Origin of the sequence: Vibrio cyclitrophicus (genome assembly GCF_024347435.1) — a bacterium.
GTDB classification, from domain to species: domain Bacteria; phylum Pseudomonadota; class Gammaproteobacteria; order Enterobacterales; family Vibrionaceae; genus Vibrio; species Vibrio cyclitrophicus.
In genome coordinates this window covers 145,729-166,166 of the sequence record NZ_AP025481.1, presented here as the reverse complement: position 1 = coordinate 166,166, position 20,438 = coordinate 145,729, and the positions used below count along the sequence as shown (strand labels likewise).

Annotated in this window: 17 protein-coding genes and 1 pseudogene; 4 read left to right on the top strand and 14 right to left on the bottom strand. The window is 43.9% G+C overall.

Annotated elements, in window-relative coordinates:
- The first annotated feature begins 109 nt into the window (after window positions 1-109).
- Complete coding sequence (locus OCW38_RS15750) at window positions 110-829, top strand: SDR family oxidoreductase (RefSeq protein ID WP_016792708.1); 720 nt, start codon at window positions 110-112, stop codon at window positions 827-829.
- A gap of 109 nt (window positions 830-938) precedes the next feature.
- On the opposite strand, the gene OCW38_RS15745 is transcribed toward OCW38_RS15750, so the two are convergent.
- Together OCW38_RS15745 and ompW are read right to left on the bottom strand one after the other, a co-directional pair.
- Window positions 939-2,765, bottom strand: coding sequence for a choice-of-anchor I family protein (locus OCW38_RS15745; RefSeq protein WP_016787852.1), 1,827 nt, complete (start codon window positions 2,763-2,765; stop codon window positions 939-941).
- Between the two features lie 181 nt (window positions 2,766-2,946).
- Entirely contained in the window at window positions 2,947-3,588 is a 642-nt protein-coding gene (gene ompW / locus OCW38_RS15740) for an outer membrane protein OmpW (RefSeq protein ID WP_010433032.1), read from the bottom strand.
- Between the two features lie 397 nt (window positions 3,589-3,985).
- Here ompW and glgC point away from each other — a divergent pair, with 397 nt between their 5' ends.
- The 3 genes from glgC (at window position 3,986) to OCW38_RS15725 (ending at window position 6,399) form a co-directional block, all read left to right on the top strand.
- Complete coding sequence (gene glgC / locus OCW38_RS15735; RefSeq protein ID WP_010433030.1) at window positions 3,986-5,209, top strand: glucose-1-phosphate adenylyltransferase; 1,224 nt, start codon at window positions 3,986-3,988, stop codon at window positions 5,207-5,209.
- Between the two features lie 425 nt (window positions 5,210-5,634).
- A complete protein-coding gene (gene hpf, locus OCW38_RS15730) occupies window positions 5,635-5,991 on the top strand; it encodes a ribosome hibernation-promoting factor, HPF/YfiA family (RefSeq protein ID WP_010433026.1) in 357 nt (118 codons plus the stop codon).
- A gap of 252 nt (window positions 5,992-6,243) precedes the next feature.
- Entirely contained in the window at window positions 6,244-6,399 is a 156-nt protein-coding gene (locus OCW38_RS15725) for a DUF3012 domain-containing protein (protein WP_004732998.1), read from the top strand.
- A 151-nt stretch (window positions 6,400-6,550) separates the two neighbouring features.
- Here OCW38_RS15725 and phnE (OCW38_RS15720) read toward each other — a convergent pair whose 3' ends face one another.
- From phnE (OCW38_RS15720) to OCW38_RS15665, 12 genes and pseudogenes are all read right to left on the bottom strand, one after another.
- Window positions 6,551-7,354, bottom strand: coding sequence for a phosphonate ABC transporter, permease protein PhnE (gene phnE, locus OCW38_RS15720; RefSeq protein ID WP_010433019.1), 804 nt, complete (start codon window positions 7,352-7,354; stop codon window positions 6,551-6,553).
- Window positions 7,354-8,181 carry a phosphonate ABC transporter, permease protein PhnE gene (phnE, locus tag OCW38_RS15715; RefSeq protein ID WP_010433017.1) on the bottom strand — a complete coding sequence of 276 codons (828 nt, stop codon included), beginning with the start codon at window positions 8,179-8,181 and terminating at the stop codon, window positions 7,354-7,356. Before phnE (OCW38_RS15715) ends, phnE (OCW38_RS15720) begins: the two co-directional genes overlap by 1 nt.
- Window positions 8,169-8,939, bottom strand: a complete 771-nt coding sequence (phnC, locus tag OCW38_RS15710) for a phosphonate ABC transporter ATP-binding protein (protein WP_010433014.1) — start codon at window positions 8,937-8,939, stop codon at window positions 8,169-8,171. The genes phnE (OCW38_RS15715) and phnC overlap by 13 nt, the downstream gene beginning before the upstream one ends.
- A 115-nt stretch (window positions 8,940-9,054) precedes the next feature.
- Window positions 9,055-10,095, bottom strand: coding sequence for a phosphate/phosphite/phosphonate ABC transporter substrate-binding protein (gene phnD, locus OCW38_RS15705; RefSeq protein ID WP_010433011.1), 1,041 nt, complete (start codon window positions 10,093-10,095; stop codon window positions 9,055-9,057).
- A gap of 285 nt (window positions 10,096-10,380) precedes the next feature.
- The gene (locus OCW38_RS15700; RefSeq protein WP_102385028.1) at window positions 10,381-11,601 is read right to left on the bottom strand and encodes a glycerophosphodiester phosphodiesterase family protein; all 1,221 of its coding nucleotides are present in this window, start codon (window positions 11,599-11,601) and stop codon (window positions 10,381-10,383) included.
- Window positions 11,602-11,853: 252 nt separating this feature from the next.
- Window positions 11,854-13,206: a sigma-54-dependent transcriptional regulator gene (locus tag OCW38_RS15695; RefSeq protein ID WP_016767012.1), complete on the bottom strand. Its 1,353-nt coding sequence runs from the start codon at window positions 13,204-13,206 to the stop codon at window positions 11,854-11,856.
- Complete coding sequence (locus OCW38_RS15690; protein WP_102385029.1) at window positions 13,203-15,176, bottom strand: ATP-binding protein; 1,974 nt, start codon at window positions 15,174-15,176, stop codon at window positions 13,203-13,205. The genes OCW38_RS15695 and OCW38_RS15690 overlap by 4 nt, the downstream gene beginning before the upstream one ends.
- Window positions 15,177-15,585: 409 nt before the next feature.
- Window positions 15,586-16,572, bottom strand: a complete 987-nt coding sequence (gene dgcA, locus OCW38_RS15685) for an N-acetyl-D-Glu racemase DgcA (protein WP_010432998.1) — start codon at window positions 16,570-16,572, stop codon at window positions 15,586-15,588.
- 57 nt (window positions 16,573-16,629) lie between these two features.
- Window positions 16,630-17,638, bottom strand: a pseudogene (gene dgcN, locus OCW38_RS15680) (N-acetyltransferase DgcN).
- A gap of 210 nt (window positions 17,639-17,848) precedes the next feature.
- On the bottom strand, window positions 17,849-18,754 hold the full coding sequence (locus OCW38_RS15675; RefSeq protein ID WP_081276174.1) for a LysR family transcriptional regulator: 906 nt from the start codon (window positions 18,752-18,754) through the stop codon (window positions 17,849-17,851).
- Between the two features lie 113 nt (window positions 18,755-18,867).
- Window positions 18,868-19,704 (bottom strand): SGNH/GDSL hydrolase family protein, encoded by an 837-nt coding sequence (locus tag OCW38_RS15670; RefSeq protein ID WP_171343511.1) that lies wholly within the window; start codon window positions 19,702-19,704, stop codon window positions 18,868-18,870.
- Between the two features lie 87 nt (window positions 19,705-19,791).
- A complete protein-coding gene (locus OCW38_RS15665) occupies window positions 19,792-20,304 on the bottom strand; it encodes an RNA methyltransferase (RefSeq protein ID WP_010432989.1) in 513 nt (170 codons plus the stop codon).
- Window positions 20,305-20,438 lie beyond the last annotated feature (134 nt).

Sequence of the window (20,438 nt, the reverse complement as noted above, 5' to 3'; positions counted from 1 at the left end):
CCTTAATATACTTCCATCGCAACGAAGCAAGGCAACAAGCACTTGATTCGAATGCACTTAAACAACACGTCGTAGCCAACCGACGCAATAAAAGTACAGAGGAAATAAAATGAAAAAACTAATCGTAATTACAGGTGCAAGCTCTGGTATTGGTGAAGCAATCGCTCGTCGTCTAAGCGATGAAGGTCACCCTCTGCTACTTTTAGCTCGTCGTGTTGACCGCCTTGAAGCGCTGAACCTACCAAACTCACTATCAGTGAAAGTAGACGTAACAGACAAAGCGTCTTTTGATGCAGCAATCGCACAAGGTGAAGAGAAATTTGGCCCTGTAGACGCGCTTATCAACAACGCTGGTGCAATGCTTCTTGGTCAAATCGATACTCAAGACGCTCAAGAGTGGAAGACAATGTTCGATGTGAACGTTATTGGCCTTCTAAACGGCATGCAATCTGTACTTACTCCGATGATGGAACGTAACACAGGTACTATCATCAACATCAGCTCTATCGCGGGTAAGAAAACATTCCCAAGCCACGCTGCTTACTGTGGTACTAAGTTCGCGGTTCACGCTATCTCTGAAAACGTACGTGAAGAAGTGGCGGCTTCAAACGTTCGTGTTACCACTATCGCACCGGGTGCTGTAGAAACTGAGCTTCTGTCTCACACAACATCTCAAGAGATCAAAGACGGTTACGATTCTTGGAAAGAAGACATGGGCGGCGTATTGGCAGCTGACGATATCGCTCGCGCTGTATCATTCGCTTACCAACAACCACAGAACGTATGTATCCGTGAGATTGCTCTAGCACCAACTAAGCAACAACCATAGAAGTTAATTATCACGCATATATTTGTGATGCATAAATAAAAAGCGCCACTACTGATTCAGTAGTGGCGCTTTTGTTTTTATTGAGTCTAGCTACAAGCAGTAACCGTGATTAAAACTCAACGCGATAAACTGACGTGCTACCACTCACTTCGTTGCCAACCGCAATAAAGTGGTTACCAGAGCGAGTGAAATACTTGATTGACTCTGGGCCTAGGTCACCCGCTTTCGAGTTGTAAGTCTCGTTGTCGCAATCACCGTCTTCATCAACCTTTGTGCATACAGGTTGAGTAAAATCGCGGTTGTTCAAGTAGCTGATGAAACTTGCGTTCTTAGGCTGCGTTACGTCGTAAACCATAATGCCACCTTGGCGCTCAAGTCCAATAAAGGCATACTGCTTGCCGTTAATCTCAGCCACTTCGATCGCTTCAGGCTCAACCCCTTTATCATCACTGCGATCGTCACCACTTTGGTTGTTATCGTTGGTGCTGTTGAAGTTTGCAGGATCTTGCTCAAGAACGATTCGAGCGAAATCATCACCGCTATCAAACACTAACTCGCCTGACTCATCCCAGATAGAGAAAGAACGGCTACCGAATGCTTGAACCTTTTGGTCAGCAGCAAGTGTCTCTTGTGGCTTAATCACTTTAAGACGAGCAAGTTGCTTATTGTCTTTGAGTGCCCCAGCCAATGGGTGGTTCGCGTCAACGTCTAGCTTCTTACCACGCACTTCATCGACATAAGCAATACAAAAGTCTTTTTCTGTGGTGTAGTTTTCGGTGCCTTGATAGTCATCACCATCCCACTCAAAGCCTTTGTCGTCACACAATTGTTGCGTCGTCTTGATGCCATATTCACGGCCGTCGCCTTCGTTTGCAGTCACAATGTAGGTGTTACCATCAACACTGTAGCTGGTGATGCTGTCTGGCATGTAAAGGCCTTCTAGCATTGCGTAGCTTTGTAGGTTACCTATGTTTTTATCTTTATTTGACGCATCCAACTGAGCAGTATCCCAAGGCTTTCCACCTAATCCCAGAATCGCATCCACTTCTGCACTCGCCACGTCAATTGCTGCCAATGCATTGTTCTCTTGCAGGGCTACGTAAAGCTTTCCGTTATCAGCAAACGTTAGGTATTCCGGTTCAAGGTCTTGAGCAACGGTTGCATTAGGCGCCGAGATTCGAACCTTGTCGGTTAGTTCTGCATACCGTGGCTGACCTTGGTTAAATGCCTTAAAATCAATCTGCGTGACTTTCGCTTGCAAAGGACCATTGGTTAAATCAACCAGTGTCACTGAGCCTTCAGGATCAATGCTGTAATCCGAATTCGGCTCTCCTTCATTTGCAGAGGCAATATAGTGACCATCTTTCGAGAAGCTCACCATGTCCGGTAATGCACCAGCCGTATAAGTAGTGATCAGCTCTAGCGTGTCTGAGCGATACAGAGCAATGATGCCATTTTGTTGCTTGTCGGCGTTTTCAATCGCGACAGCAACTAAACCCTGATGAGTAGATACACTGTTCGCAGCACCGATATTAATACCAGAAGCCGCAGCGGCTGATTGAAGGTCGATAGAGCCCTCAGAAGTTGGTGCGCTGTCAGCGTCCATCGATAGCACATCAACTTTTTGTGCTTGAGCGTTAACCACATAAAGCTTGTCGGTACATGAATCGTAGCTGACGATTTCGGCTGCAGAAGTATCAAACGGGGCGTCAGCAATAGCACGACCAACCAAACTAATTCCAGAAAGAGTGGCATCTGTCATGTTCGGTTGTTGAATGGATTGGCATTGGAGGCTAAAAGTATCAAGTGACGTTTGAGATGATGTTGCAGTCGTTGATGGTGTTACCAACGTTGAAGTTGACTGAGAACACCCAACCAGAGCAGAACTTACCGCGATAGGCAGTAATAGAGCCAGCTTATTAAATTTACGATTCATATATCCTCCATAATTAGAATCGAGATCATAGGAGCCGAATATGACAGTTGGCTTTCTGTTTTATTAACAATCTATTACGAATGAGGAATATTTTTCATTAATAAAGTTAGCTAGCGAATAAACAAAAAAAACGCCCAAACTGGCTGATGCTTGAGCGCCTTTAGTAAACTGAATAGGTGGGTTAGAAGTTGTAACCACCACCGATCATGAATACCCATGGGTCGATATCAACGTCAGTTTTGAATGTATCTGTCGCAGTCTTGTATGTTGCTGTTGTTCCTATATCTGCGTACCAAACTGAAGCATTCAGGAACCAGTCTTCATTGATCATGTAGTCAATACCAATGTTTGCCGCCAAGCCCCAAGAGTCATCTAAAGACACATCCGTTAGGCCTGCGTTTTTGCCGTTGGCATTCAAACTTTCATCAAAAAATACCGTGTAGTTGATACCCGCGCCTACATAAGGACGGAAGTCACTGTTCGCTTGACCGAAGTAGTACTGCACCATAAACGTTGGCGGCAGGTGTTTAGTGTCAGCAACTTTACCTAAGCCATTAACAGAAATGCTGTGAGAGAAAGGGCTCGCCGCTAGCACTTCAAAACTGATGTTGTCAGTGAACATGTAGCCGAAAGTAAGGCCTAGTTGAGTATCTGAATCTACTGAAAACTCTAGGTCTGGATTGTTAAGCACTGCGCCGCTGCTATCATTTGGAGATACTGTTGCAGCACCTGCACGGATGATGAAATCACCTTCTTTATGAGCTAGCACATTAGTTGACATAAGAGCCGCAATAACCGCAATACCACATACTGTTTTTTTCATTATTATTTCCTTTTGAGGGCTTATTCTAATTGTGAATGAGTAATCATTTCTTATTTTGCGTGCAAGGTAGCACAGAATAACCCTACTTTATTGATGGAAATCAATTTGTGAAAACTTGTGACTATTTATGTGAATTTATATCGACCTGATCACTTTATTTCCTCATTTTATTGACAATTTTGTAATGCAGATTTTCCGTGCGTCATGCCATTAAATTCAAGGTCTCAACCTTACTTAGATCTTTTGGATCAAAATAGAGCAAGCCAACATACGTGCGCCTCAATTTAGTGCAACCATATGTTATTTTCTCACACCGCACTTAATATTCAATGAGTTACATCTGGCTTGGTGCTTGCAAGTGTATGTACATAATCATAAATACATTAAGGTTCTGACCATGCAAGACACTCTAACTATCGTTCTGGCCGGCGGTGTTGGCTCTCGGCTTTCCCCCCTCACCGATAATCGCGCAAAACCTGCGGTACCATTTGGTGGCAAATATCGAATCATCGATTTCACTCTAGCGAACTGCCTGCACTCGGGGCTTCGTCAAATTTTAGTGCTGACTCAATACAAATCTCACTCTTTACAAAAACATTTACGAGATGGTTGGTCGGTGCTTAACCCCGAGCTTGGCGAATACATCACCAATGTCCCCCCACAAATGCGAACAGGTGATAGCTGGTACAGCGGTACGGCCGACGCCATTTATCAAAACTTGTATTTGCTCTCTCGCAGTGAAGCGAAGCATGTGGTGGTGTTGTCAGGCGACCATATATATCGTATGGACTACGCGCCAATGCTCAAACAACATAAACAGAATGAAGCCGACTTAACCGTGGCTTGTATGGAAGTGTCGATAGACGAAGCCAAAGAGTTTGGCGTTATGGAAATTAACGAAGCGCATCAAATAAGTAACTTCACAGAAAAACCACGCTACCCTGCATGTGTACCCGGAAGACCAACACGAAGCATGGCTTCAATGGGTATTTATATCTTCGATAAAGAAGTGTTAACACAAGCACTATTGGCGGACGCAGAAAATCCAGACTCCAGCCACGATTTTGGCAAAGACGTGATACCTAAATTAGTGGGTGAGAAAAGCGTTTATGCTTACAAGTTTGGAGATACCGAAGGCAGAGTCACACAAGATGCATACTGGAGAGATGTCGGTACACTCGACTCTTATTACCAAGCCAATATGGACTTACTAAAACCGGTTTCTCCTATCGATTTATATCAACCTGATTGGGCAATTCGAACTTACGAACCTCAATTGCCGCCCGCGCGAACCATAGCGTCAGTAGAAGGTAATCAAGGTATATTTATTAACTCAATGATCGCAAATGGTGTGGTGATAGAGGGTGGTTCAGCGCAGAATTCGATCTTCTTTCCTAAGGTAAAAGTCAACAACGCGGCCATTGTGATTGACAGTATTCTTTTTGAAGATGTTGAAATCGGGAAAAACTGTCACATACAAAACTGTATCATCGACAAGCATGTGAAAGTACCAGATGGTACTCAAATCGGTATTGACAGTAGAGCGGATGCTGCGCGCTTTCATATGTCAAAAAAAGGTGTGATCGTGGTTCCATCGTCTTACGAGTTTAATAAATCCTAACCTACAATAGAATTCAATCTATCCATAAAAAGGCAACTTCAGTTGCCTTTTTCAGTACTCGATTCAACCAAAGTACAATTATTTATTTCAGTGTGGGTAACGTCTAAATGCACGAGAACCTCTATGAAATATTCAGTAATTTATAGATACCCAGCTAGAATAAGTCTTTGAGTTGATAGATTGCTAAGGCGATAAAATTTAGTTTTCTAGAATGACGTAAAGCAATAATTCAAAGATGGAGTTTTTTTGAACATGTATTGAAAACACGAAACATAATATGCGATCAGTTAATCTGACTTTCAAGGGACGACCAAGAGATTATTTGATAACACTGAAGTGAATCACACATGTGTACTTTCTCAGTTGGTGAATCTGTCCGATGTTTGCTACGTTTAAATGACACAGTCATTGGAAAGGTATGATTTATGAAAGTAAATGTTCAAACACATCATGTATCAATTAACGACGAGTCACGTAAAGACATCGAGAGTAAATTCGAGAAGATATCTAGCCATTTCCCATCACTGATTAGCTGTGACATCATCATTACAAAAGAACACGGTCATCATCAGGTTGAAGTATTCACCAACTACGAAGGTGTACGTGTATCAGCTAAAGCAACAGATGACGTTATGTACCCAGCAATCGCTTCAGCACTCAAGAAACTGGAAGCAGGCCTAAGTAACCGTAAGGGACAATTAAAAGCAGATCTACACGAGAAACCAACGAGCACGAAGCCAGAAATTGCTTCAGACATCATCCAAGAGATGAAACTGGTATAATTACTCACGTGGTTGAAACGTACTAATTAATAGTAATAGACGCTCAGTAAGAATTTCAAAGCCAGCACCTTTTGCTGGCTTTTTCGATCTTTAGACCAAGACCTACTTTGTCGTTCTAACCTCAAACTTAACCCGATCTCATACAGTTTTCACTCGCTTAAGCCATTGGCTGCTATTTAAGTACAAGTAGTATTAAGAGAAATTATAGAATAGAACTTTAACCCTAATTTAGACAACAAAGGAATGTTAATTATGAAGAAAATCGCATTGATACTTTTTCTAGCAACACAACTAATGGCGTGTACAGAAGTCGGCAGTGAAGCTTGGTGTACTGATATGAAAGAGAAGCCTAAAGGTGACTGGACAGCCAATGAAGCCGGTGACTTTGCTAAGCATTGTGTTTTCTAAACACACTCATATCTCTAGCCTATTTATCTTTTGATGCAAAAAAACGACCGCTAGGTAGACCGAAGTACCTAGGGTCGCTTGAGCTTCAACATGCTAGATAAGCTCTTAACTTTGATGCAGTACACAGAGCGCACCGCATAAAACTATCGGGTTAAATGAGTTTGTTACGGATATGAATTACCACGGCTTCAGCGATGATAACCACCGCAAAGATACTCACTAATACCATCGACACTTTTTGCCATTCAAACAAGTTCTGAGCATCATTTAGCACCACACCTATACCACCAGCGCCCACCAAACCTAATACCGCAGATTCACGTACATTGATGTCCCAACGGAACAATACGATTGAGTAAAACGCTGGCATCACTTGTGGCCAATAACCTTTGAGCAAGATACTCATCCATGAAGCACCCGTTGCACGTAGAGCTTCAATCGGCCCCATGTTCACTTCAGCAATAGCTTCCGCCAACAGCTTCCCTACAAAGCCGATACTACGAATAGCAATTGCCATGATACCTGCGAGGACACCAGGCCCAAACAGTGCAATAAACAGCAATGCCCACACCAGTGAATTCACCGAACGTGAAGACACGAGAAAGAACTGAGCAATCCAGTTCAGCGTTTTATTTGGCGTAATGTTTGGTGCATTCAATAGCGCGAGTGGAATCGCAAACACTAGGGTAAACAAGGTACCTAACGTCGCGATGTGTAATGTTTCGATCATCGCCGCATGAATTGATTCAGGGTAAAACGCGTAATCCATTGGGACCATTCGTTCAAACATATCGGCAAACTGTGCAGGCGCGTCGTATAGAAACTCAGGTATCACTTCAACCGTCTGCCAAGACCAAACAATTGCGCACACAAGGCTAAGGTAAACGGCAAATCGAGCTACTCGTTCATTTGGTGTAAAGCGTTGCCACTCTTTATCGATAGATGCAGTTGTCATTAGAAGATTCTCCTAACAATATTGGAAAGAAATTCACCAACGAGAATCAGTGCGATAATGGTGATCAAAATAGCAGCGACGAAGTCGTAATCAAAGCGTTGGAATGCAGAGAAAAGCGTACCGCCTAGGCCTCCAGCCCCCACGATGCCAACCATGGTTGAATTACGTAAATTTGAGTCCAGTTGGTAACTCGCAAAGCCAATGAAACGAGTGAATACTTGAGGCATCACCGCGTACAAGATGACACTAATGAAACTCGCACCTGTTGCTTTAATTGCTTCAACCGGTTTGAACGAGATCTCTTCAATCGCTTCTGCAAAAAGCTTGGCGATAAAACCGATGGATGCGAATACTAATGTCAGAATCCCCGCGAGAGCGCCAAAACCAACCGCTTTTACAAACAAGATGGCAATAATCACTGGATGAAAAGAACGACACAGTGCGATGAAACAACGGATTGGCGTTGAGACAATTGAGGGCATCATATTTCTCGCCGCAAGTAAGCCAAGGAACAGTGAAATAACGATACCGAAAAAGCTAGAGATGATCGCAATCTGTAAGCTTTCTGCTAAGCCGCTCAATAAAAGGTTAGTACGCGAAAAATCAGGTGGAAACATTCTTGATAGTAACCGCTCACTTTCACCAAACCCAATGATCAAACGATCAAAGGTCAGTCCCAATGTCGAGAAACTATAAAAAAGATACCCAACAATTGCAGCGATGATTGCTCGGTTCGTCCACGAAGTTTTGAACGGATTTTCATGCTTCGAAAATGAACTCGTTGACGAAGATGCACTTGTTGATGAGCTTGGGTTTAATCCAGCCATGATTCACCCCCGTAGATAATTTTAAGATCGTCCTCTGAAATACCTTCAGGGCTACCATCGTAATGCACCTTACCATTACACATACCAATGATGCGCTTGGCATAACGCTTGGCTAAGTTCACATCATGAATATTCACCAACACAGGAATATTTTTCTGCTCGGCGAAGGTTTCCATTAGCTCCATAATCTCAACCGCGGTTTTCGGGTCGAGTGATGAAGTTGGTTCATCCGCCAATAAGATATATGGGTCTTGCATGACGGCGCGAGCAATACCAACACGCTGTCTTTGCCCGCCCGATAAGCTATCGGCACGTTGGTTTGCAAAGTCTTGTAAGCCAACAAACTCGAGTAGCTCGAAAGCTTTTGCCAAGTCTTGGGCAGAGTAATTACGACGCCATGCATTCCAAGCTGTCATGTAACCTAAACGACCACTCAGCACGTTCTCGATAACGGTTAAACGCTCAACTAAGTTATATTCTTGGAAAACCATTCCTATATGACGGCGCTGCCTACGTAACGCTTGTCCTTTTAATTGAGTCAAATCGGCGCCATCAAAAATAATCTCGCCTTGACTTGGATCGTTAAGACGGTTGATACAACGTAGAAGCGTACTTTTACCAGTACCCGACGGGCCAATGATGGCAATGATACCCGGCTCATCGATATCGATGTTAATGCCCTTAAGGATTGGCTTGCCTGCCACGTATTCATGAAAAAGGTTATTTATCTTTATTCCTTCATAGCTTGCTACGGCCATACTGCATTTCCTTGTGCGAATTTTAGAATGATCTATGCCCTACCCATGAGGGCATAGATTTTAAATAAGCTTACTCAGTGAATAAGCTGAATAGTTAACTAATTAACGGAGGGAATTACTGGCTATTGGCTTGTTTTGCTAGCTCTGCTGCTTTTTTCTTAGCACGTTTCGCTGCGTCTTTCTCTGCCAGTTTCTTTAGGCCAGCTTTAGTGTAAGCCGTACCAGTTGCGTGTGCGATATCACGAATAACACCCCACTCTTCCTTGTAGCTAATCGGCGAGAAACGATCTGCGCCCTTGAATGATGCACTCATTTCAGGCGTAAAGCGGTAGCTAAAGAACGCTTCGTTGATCTTCTCAACTAGCTCTGGTTTTAGATTGTAAGCGTATCCAAAAGCAGAAGTTGGGAAGCGTGGGCTGCGGTAGATGATCTTCAGTTCGGAATCGTCGACACGACCAGCTGCCACCATTCGATCGTACACATCTGATGCCACAGGTGCCGCATCATAGTCTCCATTGAAGACACCTAAAATAGATTGGTCATGCTTACCGGAATAAAGCACTTTGTAGTCTTCATCTGGCACTAGACCTTTCGCTGGGAATAGCGCTCGTGGAGCTAGGTTGCCAGAGTTGGAAGATGCAGAAGTGTGTGCAACCTTTTTGCCTTTCAGATCAGACATTTTATTAATGCCGCTATCTTTACGCACAATCGTGATTAGGTTATAGCCTTGGAAGCCAGACTCATCGCCTTTTACTGCGATAGGAACATAACCCGCTAGGTTAACTGCGTAGCCTGTCGGGCCCGTAGAGAAACCAGCAACGTGCAGTCGACCAGAACGCATCGCTTCTACTTGCGCAGAATTCGAGTGCACCGTGTAGTAAATTACCCGCTTACCCGTAATTTTACTTAGGTGAGCTTGGAAGTCGGCGAACGCGTCTTTGTATAATGCTGGGTCTTCAACCGGAGTGTAAGTAAACACAAGCGTACTTGGGTCGTTCCACTCATCTGGGTTCTTTGGTGAATCGGCCACTAAATCTTGGTTTTCATCACAGTATCGATCGTCTAACACACCACGGCTAGAGCAGTCGCTTGCCATAGCCATTGAAGGAAGCAGTAATGAGCTAGCGATTAACAGTCCTTTAACACTGATTTTCATATTCAAACCTTACTTTTACTTATTGTTGAAAGTCACGTTGACCATTGCAGCCTTTGTGCCAATTTTTTATTTATTAAATTTCAATAAGTTATAATAAACCCCAAGCTAGACAATATATTTTGAGTCATTAATGTCCAACTAAAAATTCATAATTTGGGTCATTTTTGTCCCAATAGTTTTAGTGGTAAAAAAAGAGCCCGAAGGCTCTTTGGTTCACGGCTTTTTCTCTTATTATTGGGCTAAGCGATTAACCATCAACAGTCGAAATCGTTAGCCTGTCACCGCCTAAGCGTCGCTGTCCATACAGTTCGCGTAGTAAGTTACGGTTGCTGGCCAATCGCTGAATACGCCCATTACACCGACGTCTTGCGCCAGTACATCAAGCATTTTCATCATATCGCCATCATTATTGATGCCGTCTTTTACACTCTTGTAATACCAACCACCGTCTTGCGCTAATGGGCCAGAGCGCTCAAGTGTCCACGCGATAATGTCGAGGTCTGCACCTTTAGCGAGCTTGGCGTAGTTGGACGCAACCAATTCGTTGTTTTCATCTAAATCAACCAGAGCGAACAGAGGTGGTGCGATGATATTCACACCTGCATCGCGCAGTTCTTTCATGTTCTCAACAGACGCGACAAAGTCCGCTTTTTCGTAAACACGGTCATCAAGATAAACCGCTTGTTTGCCAAACTTCGGTGCTTCTTTGATCCAATACTTCACATCATCCAAGTTGAATGACTGTAGGTAGGTCTCAGAGGGCTCGAAGCCCGCCTCTTTTAGTTCATCCACCAACTTCTGCGCATACATCTCTTGGCTAAAGTCATTGAAAGGCATGTCAACCGCTGCTGATTTCAATTCAGGAGTGACCTTCACTCCATGCTTTTTAAACAGTGCTGCACTTTCTGCGTGTGTCATCAATGTCCCACTTTGGCTGTAAAGATCAGTTCTCCAACCAGGAGTGCCGTTCATGTACTCTTCCACCGTGGTGGCTTTTGGGTTCGCCCCATCCATTTTGCCTTTTAACGTCTTAAACTCAGCCAGCGTGAAATCAGACGTACGACACTCAACTTGAGCATCTTCGCCTGTCGCTGGGTTAGCAGGTGTAAATGGCACTGAACACTTATTAGCGAGATCTGGGTGCGCTAAAACATCGGTTGTGGTGTGCAGATCACTTTGGGAATGACGACATACCAGCGCCTTATCTTTAGTAAAAGTAACATCACATTCAACGACGCCCGCGCCCATTTGAATCGCGGCTAAGTAGGATTCCTTGGTGTGCTCCGGAAACTGCATCGCAGCACCACGGTGCCCAATAGAAAAATCGCTACGATGAAAAGGTCCTTCGCTACAACTCAGTAGCTTGGTTTTCAAAGGGCTCTCATCCATATTGTTGACTAAAAAGAGGGGACGAGGTCCTAAGTTTGCAGGCTCAGTAGAGGCCCATGCCGTCATTGAGCTAACGCCTAGCATCAGAGCAATAGAACCCTTCAGTATTTGCTTCATGTTTGTATCTCCTTGCAACAAGCAATTATTTTTCTAATTTCCTTGATTCGATCATTTAGGTTTTCTCTGAAATGACCTCATGTGGGCTGACGCCACAATGTAGGGGGGTGCACGCTTTGTGCCAAATGTTAAAGCTCTTTTATTACAACCACTTGAAACGATTAACCATGCGACTAAAAACCAAATGGGTCATTGTTGTCTCGTGCATTTCCTTTTGACTTTGGTTTTCCATTTAACAATCAACTGAACGGGTTAAGCCTTGAAACTTTCTTTATCCAGTTGATGTTTTTTCATTTTTCGATAAAGAGTTTTGCGCGGTAGGTTCAGCTTATTTGAAACCTCATTGATATTGCCTGCGCTTTCAATAAGGGCTTCGGTCAGCACGTTTCTTTCGTACTGTTCCATCTGCTTTTCAAACGCAAAATCTTCTCCAGGCGCTTCACAAATCGGCGATTGCAGGTCAAAACCGTCGCCTACAATACCCAAAACAAAACGGTCGGCCACATTACGTAATTCGCGCACGTTTCCAGGCCATTCGTGTCGACATAGCTGCTGTATCTGCTCCGGATAAATCGTTGAAGGGCGCGTCTTGTATTTTTGGCTTGCCTGAATCACAAAGTGGCGAAACAGCACCTGAATATCTTCTTTTCTATGGCGTAACGCAGGGAGGTTTAAGCTTGCAATATTAAGACGATAAAAGAGATCCGCTCTAAACTCACCGGATTCACTGAGGCTTGCCAGATCAGCTTTACTGGCAGCGACCACCACGATATCGACAGGGATCAATTCATTGCCGCCAACGCGTTCTATCATTCGCTCTTGAATCACACGAAGCAATTTAATCTGCACCGCAATCGGCATACTTTCTATTTCATCGAGAAACAGAGTACCGCCATTGGCTTGCTCTATTTTACCAATACGCTTTTTGTTAGCACTGGTAAATGAACCGGCTTCGTGGCCAAACAACTCACTCTCAATAATGCTTTCTGTCATACCCCCGCAATTAATCGCAACAAACGGTCTAGCCTTACGACGGCTAAATTGATGTAGAGCACGAGCAATCACCTCTTTACCCGTTCCGGTTTCACCATTAATAATGGTATCGACACCGGTATGCGATAAGGCAAGCACTTGGTTACGTATGGTTTCCATCGCTTTTGACTGGCCAATGACCACCGACTCAATCGGTAAGTCTGTTTCCTGATCGTCACCGGATATTTTCGGACTGTTGTGCTGACATTGTGCCAACGCGAGATCGAGTTTTTCCACTAGCTCACTAGCATTTAGTGGTTTTTCTAAAAAATCGAAAGCACCTAACTTCATCGCTTCTATTGCCATCGGAATATCACCGTGGCCACTCATCAACAACACAGGAACATCAGCCGCTCGGTGTTGAATTGAACTTAATAACGTCAAGCCATCCACTTTCGGCATACGTACGTCACACAACACCACTGAATGGCTGTTCGCCTTGAGTGACTTAAGGCCAAGGTTGGGGTCGGTAAAAGTGGTGACGCGAAAACCTTCCAGCTCTAACATTTCGCTCACGGCTTCAACGACATCGATTTCATCGTCGATAAGAACTATGTGTTTGTCTGAAATCATGATCTTGTGCCTTTTGGTAAAGTGACGATAAATGTTGTGCCTTGGTATTCCACTGATTCAACATGAATCGAACCACCAAAGTCTTTTATTATGTTGTAGGCGATAGACAGGCCGAGCCCAAGCCCTTTGCCTGTTGTTTTTTGGCTATAAAAGGGGTCGAACAAATGCGGTATATCCTCTTCAGAGATGCCTGATCCGTTGTCATTAACTGAAATCTGAATTGTGTGTGTGAGTTCTTGTGTAGATATTCTGAGTTTAGGTTGATCTTTATGTTCGACGGCATCCAAAGCATTGCTGATCAAATTAACCAATACCTGCTCTAAGCGGATGCTGTTGGCTCGCACAAATAGGTTGTTTTGTGGTGAATACTGAATCGACACTGCACTCTGCCTGGTTTCAAAAAGATCAATCGCATCACCAATCACATTTTCCAATTCAACATTATCGATCTTGCCATCGCTCTTACGCGAGAAAGCCTTCAAATGGCGGGTGATCGCAGCCACTTTTTCTAACAAGACCTCGATCTTTTTCAAGTTATCTTCTGCCCTATCAGGCCTTTGCTTTCCTAACCAAAGCTGAGCACTTCGAACGTGGCTATTCACCGCCGTCAGAGGTTGATTGATCTCATGCGTAATCCCGACACTTAACTGCCCCAGAGCAGCCAACTTTCCGGCTTGGATTAACTCGTCTTGAGTCACTCGCAGTTTTGCTTCAGCTATAGTTCGTTCTTCAACCTCAGCCTCTAGTTTACGGTTGGTTTGTTTTACAACTTTGGCAGTGGTTTGGAACACCTTGAGATACTTGGCCATTTGCGTCACTTCGTCTTTTCCACGAATCGAGACTTCGGTATCTAAATGTCCTGTAGATATGGCAAACATGTTGTCTTTCAACTGTAACAGCCTTTCTAAAATGCTCTTTCGCACGTAAAACCATGAAATGGCAGCGGCAGCCAATACGCTAAACAAAGAAAGAAAAAGAGAGAGACGTTGGTTGGATTGCAAAGACTGCTGCGCTTGTTGAATGGATTCGTCAATATTGCCATTCACTTTGCTGGTGTTCCTTTCAATCTGTACGGTAAGCTGATTCAGGTGCTCACGACTGTTTTGGAGGAAGTACTGTTCTTGATAGAGATGATCGAGCGCTTTGTTCTTGAGTTCATATAAGCTACTGTCACTAGAAGCAAGGTCATAAATAACGGTCAATTGATGATCTAATTTTGGGAAATCACTTCTCAGGTCCCCACTTACCCAAAGTTTCCACCACTCTTCACCAATCTGCTCTAATCGGTAGCTAGTGTAGTCTAGTTCATTAAAACTGGAGTCGTTATAGAGCTTTTCGACCAAGCCTAATTGGTAATAAAGCAAAGACTTTAACTGGGTGTATTGAATTTGCTCTTTAGCTGACTCAGGTAAGCGGTCGAGCTCATCACTGGCTTGTTGTAACAGAGGGTAAAAGCCCTCAAGCAAATTGCGAAGTTCCTGATTGAGCTGTTCTGACTCAATCTCACTTTGATACAACAGGCTTAGACTATTATTAACTTGGGCGATAATATCTTTGAAATAGGAGTGATAATCTGGGAACTGAATCATGACGCTATTCATTTCTGAAATAGCACCTTCAATTTTTAGCATTGCCTGTTTACGCTCTAAATTAGATTCCGCACCACTGAGTTGGGATGAGGTTGTAATAATCACTCTTACCATATCATTAAGGCGTGCAGCATTATCTAAGGCTGGGATTTCACTCTCTTTCAACTCAACTAAACGCTGGTTTAAATCGTCAAAAGTGAAACTGGAAACCACGGAAAGAAAGATGGTAGTCATTGATAACATGGCTAATGCCAGCACTAAGCGAAGCTCAATACCTTTCCAACCAAACCACTTGCGGTGTGGGATTTTAATCGAAAACGGGCGCTCAAAGCTGTCCTTACTTTCTGTAACCTTGGAGACATGACGACTCACTAGCTCCACCCTCTTCTCATCAAAAATCAATAGAAATTGGTCAATGATTCAAATAGTTAAGGCTTACACCTTATTCAACCTCACATCAGATAGCTTTAGTAGAACTATTAAACGAAGAGTAATCATTAACATTTCACATAAGATATCATAACAATTATTTTATAAAGCTTGGTTTGTCTGTTTTGCGATAATGAAAAGTGACCCCACCGACAGAAACGTGATTACTCTATCAATAAGAAAGCCAACAATAGAAAAGCTTTAATAACGAACAAGTCAACTCAAGCGCTTAAAAACTCTAATACTATTAATCAATTAGCACTCTAACTCTCCTACCCCACAAAAACAAAAAATCGCACAAGCTCTCACCTATGCGATTTTTATTCATAACGTTGCTCTCAATAAATAGGAACAAACAAACTTAGAGAATGATCATCCCATCTCTATATGTCAGGGCTGGTGAAACATCTTGCCCCAGTAATACAGGGCCATCCAGATCGACAATCTCAGATTGAACCGCAATCGGAAGCGCTGCACGCATCGCCAACGACGTGCCAAGCATACAACCCGACATCAAAGTGAATCCGAGCTTTTGAGCTTCCTCTGCAAGCGCCAATGCCTCTGTCAAACCACCCGTTTTATCGAGCTTAATGTTGACCATTTCATACTTACCCAACAAAGATGAAAGCTGTGAAGTGGTATGGCAACTTTCATCGGCACACAGTGGAATTGGGTGCTCTATATGTGCCAATGACGCATCTTGTTGCTGCGGTAAAGGCTGTTCGATCATCGCAATATCAAATTCAGTCAGTTGATTAAATAGTTCTTCGAGGTTCAACCCTGTCCACGCTTCATTCGCATCCAGTACAATCTGAACATCAGGTGCAGCTTCTCGCACAGCACGAACGCGCTCGACGACTTGCTCGCCGTCAAGCTTCACTTTCAGAAGTTTCGCACCGTTCGCGACATAGTCTCGAGTCTGAGTCGCCATCGCTTCTGGAGTGCCAATTGAGACAGTCATTGCAGTCACGATTTGAGTTGGCAACTCAAACAGGCTATTCGGAAATAACTGGTTATGTTGTTTGGCCTCCAGCTCCCAAAGCGCACAATCAACCGCATTACGCGCAGCACCTCCAGTCAATAAAGACTGGAGGTGATCTCTTAGCTCTGCGGGATCGGTAATGCCTCGTTCAAACATTGCTTCAAGTGCGCTAGACGCTTGTTGGATTTGCGCTAATACAGACTCTGATGACTCGCCATACCTTGGGTAAGGTGTGCACTCTCCCTGAGCTTGTTTGTCATCATGTTCAATGTAAACACGAACAACGTGACACTCAGTTCGGCTGCCACGAGAGATGCGAAAAGCCGTTTGCATCGCGATAGTAATGGGTTCTGCTGTAATCTTCATAATTTCACTCGGTTGATGTTCGCTTTAACAAATGGAAACGTAGAAATGATGAAGTCGTTAAAGTGAATGTCGCAAATGATCAGTAATGTGTTGTACACCAAAACGAACAGGGTCCGTCACGGGCACTTGATAGAGTGTGGTCCATTCTTGGCATAATGTCTCAGCGTCTTCAATGCTAATTGCCGACGTGTTCAAGCAGATGCCAACCAATTTCACATCTGGATTCGTCAGTCGTGCCGCTTGTAAGTTGGCTTCAATCGTCTGTTCTATGCTTGGCAATTGAGCATAAGGAAGGTTACGAATATGTGGTCGCCCGACTTCATGGCACAACACCAAAGCATCGGCTTGTGCGCCATGTAATAACCCCAAACTCACGCCTGCAAACGAAGGGTTGAACAAAGAACCCTGCCCTTCAATGATGTCCCACTCGTGGTCGGTAAAATCGGGGCTAATCGCTTCAACCGCACCGGAAATAAAATCCGCAACCACAGCGTCAATCGAAATTCCGCTGCCTTCAATCAAAATACCTGTCTGTCCTGTCGCTTTAAACTGAGCGGATGTTCCCGCTTGTTTAAGCGATTTTTCAATCGCTAATGCCGAGAACATTTTGCCTACTGAGCAATCTGTTCCGACAGTAAGCAAGCGCTTACCTTGACGAGGTTTACCGTTACCAACATTAAGAACACCGTCAAAATGGCGTACATCATGAAGCTTAGTCAATCCTTTTAGCTCCATGTCAGCAAGCGGTGAAAATTCACCCAATCGTTGATGCATGCCAGATGCAATCTCAAATCCCATTTCTGCAGCAGCCAAAAGGATTGACTGCCAAGAATCAGGAATGACGCCCCCCCGGATTTGCGGTGCCAATCACTAGCGTTTTCGCCCCCTGCGCTTGCGCCTCTTGCAAGGTCATGTCCATTAAGCCCAGTGAAACGGTATCGCCCGTTAAACGCAGTTGGCCTAAGCAGATTTCTGGTCGCCATTGGTGGATACCACGGGCTGTTTTTGCGGCGAGCGGGTCAGTAACATCCCCAAGAAAAAGAAGATAAGGTTGAGCGATAAACATGAGCTTTCCTAATTAATAAATCCTTGTATGGGTTTACTTTAATTAAGAGCTTAGAAGCTGCCGAATACCTATTTATCGCGTGCCTATAACATGCTGTTATGGGTGAAAGATTTGGTTATAAACTTGGGGGAATTATAGGCAAAGCTAAACGCTATCGGCTAACTGCTCTCAGCGAACAGTTCTTAGATAACAGCTTTTTACGAACAACTTTTAACTAACAATCCCCCCCCCCCCCCGCAGTGCGGAAATGAACTGCTTAGTCGCAATAGATTGTGGCGTATGTTCTGCACAGAGAGTCGATACCGAGAATTGTATGTCCGGCTGTAGTGACAACACACAAACCGAGTCGTCATGTTGATACTGCTCTGCCGTCCACGGATCCACAATCGCAAACCCGGCTTGGTATTTAACTAGTTCAGCAGCCGCGCTATATCCACGCACAGATATTGGATAATGATAATGCTCATCTCGCGCCACAAGGCTTTGATGCAACAGCAGCCCTAATGGGTCACGGCTATCGAGCCCGATGATTGGCAAAGGATAATTGATCAGATCATCGAGGGTTAATTCCAAGGGTAAATGATCAACCGTATTAGAAGGAGCCAAAACCTTGAGGGATTCGGTTAAGAGCGTTTCATTTAATATGGTAGGCGGTGCTTCGTCCCCAAACGCAATAGCAATATCAAGCTCATGCTTTAATAGCCCAGCGCACAGTTCATCACGGTTTGCTGTCAGCAACTCAAAAGAGAGATCTTGCTTACTGCCATTTTGCTCGCGAGACATTTGGGCGATTACCGGAGTCAGTAATTTAGTCGCTAAAATCGGCGGCGCACCAATACGTAAATGCTGATGGCCTTGCTTCACTTTGTTGGTCAAAGATCGAAACTGACCCAGTTGCTGATACACTTTTTCAGCTTCGGGCAACAAGGTTTTTGCCTCTACCGTTGGCACTAGTCGCCCTTTAACACGTTCGAATAAACCAAACCCGAGTTGTTGCTCGGTGTGCGCCAGAATACGGGTCACGTTAGGCTGAGACACATGCAAACTACGCGCGGCTCCAGATACGGTTCCAGTCTGCATAATGGCGTAAAAGACTTCCAACTGTCTTAGGTTCAAATTGATGTCCTTATGGTTCACGAAACCAGTTTAGGCTTGGCTTTCTAGTATTGGCTAAGTTGTCTATCTGTTTAATTAGCTAGCTATTTATCCATTCTGCTATTTGCGTGAGTTTATTTTAATAACTCTTTTATCTTAGGTTGAAGTATCTCAGCCCAAACTTGATAAGCCTTAGCATTCAAATGCAAATCATCACAACTGTATTCATTGGATAGTAATTTATTCGGTGCTAGCACACGGTTTACATCCAAAAACTCGATATCATGTTGTTCGCAATAAGCCTGTAGTCTTTTGATGAGTTCTGAAACTTGAGGATTCAACCCTTGCAGTTTAGAGCCTACATAAAGCGTTGATTGCACCAAGATTCGAATATCGTTTTCTTGCCATACCTTAAGCATATCAACATAGTTCTGATAGATATGCTCAACGCTGTAACCTTGTGCAAGATCGTTAATTCCCGCCATAAAACACACCAGCTTTGGCTTCACGTTCAACGTGGTATCAATACGGCGCAACATACCCGTTGTGGTATCGCCCGCAAGGCCACGATTGACCATTGAGACATCACGGAAAATATCCGCCCACGGAGCCCACTCAGTGATCGAATCACCAAACACGACTAAGTCTGCATTCGGAGAAAAATGGCGATGATTATCTGATGTCATTATGTAACGGCTCATGCTGTGGCCTCGCTGTTGAATCTCAGATTGAAGTGCAATCGATTCGAGGATTTCACTATCTGGTGTAGTACTATCAAACTGAGCAAGTAACCCTTCGATGTGAGGCTTGAAAGGGCTAAGACGAGTACTTAGTTGATGCTGTTCTTTAAGGGAAGATAATCGCTCTAACAAAGCATATAGAGATTGGTTTTGACCGACTTCTTGGAATAACTGATATAAATCGAGGACAGGATGTTGTTGCAGTGCGGCAAGTAATTGCTTGTCTTCCATGGTGTTATCTAACCCTTCAATTATCTGATGATGAACTCAAGATAATATCCGATTGCGGACGGGATAGATAACACTAGAAGCAGAGAGTTACTTTTCTTTAACCAATAAGTGATTGCGATTATCACGGCTTCTCTTAATGAGATCGTTGCTCTCATCTATTTCATCTGACTTAGCAAGGCGGTCATAAAGCAAAACATTCACGGTTGCCGCTAAATTCATGCAACCAACCGTTGGCACATACACAACGTGATCCGCTCTATCGGCAACATCTTGAGAAATAGAACCGTCTTCAGGGCCAAAAATATAGATAGCGTTTTCTGGGTGTTTAAAACGCGGAAGTGGTGTTGCACCCTCAGCAAGTTCCACACACACAATTTGTGTTTCAGGCTCAAGGTCGTCTAAAAATGACTCAACACCAGTAAGCGGGATCGTACGCGCTGCGCTTTTAGTGTCGGTATGGAATTTAGCGGCTTTTTCGTAGCGTTGCCCTGTATATTTAACTTCGTCGACTTGATAACAACCAGCCGCACGCATAACAGCGCCAACATTCGTAGGACTCTTTGGGTTAGTTAAACCAATAGTCACATGGCTTTTGTTCATGAATCTTCTCACTTAACGAATAGACATAGCAGGGTGCTACAAAGCGTCGCATTCTAACAAAGCAATGTCGAATGCAAAAGCACATAAACGCACCAAATAACGACGTGCACTGCCCTTGATTACATAGGCCTGTG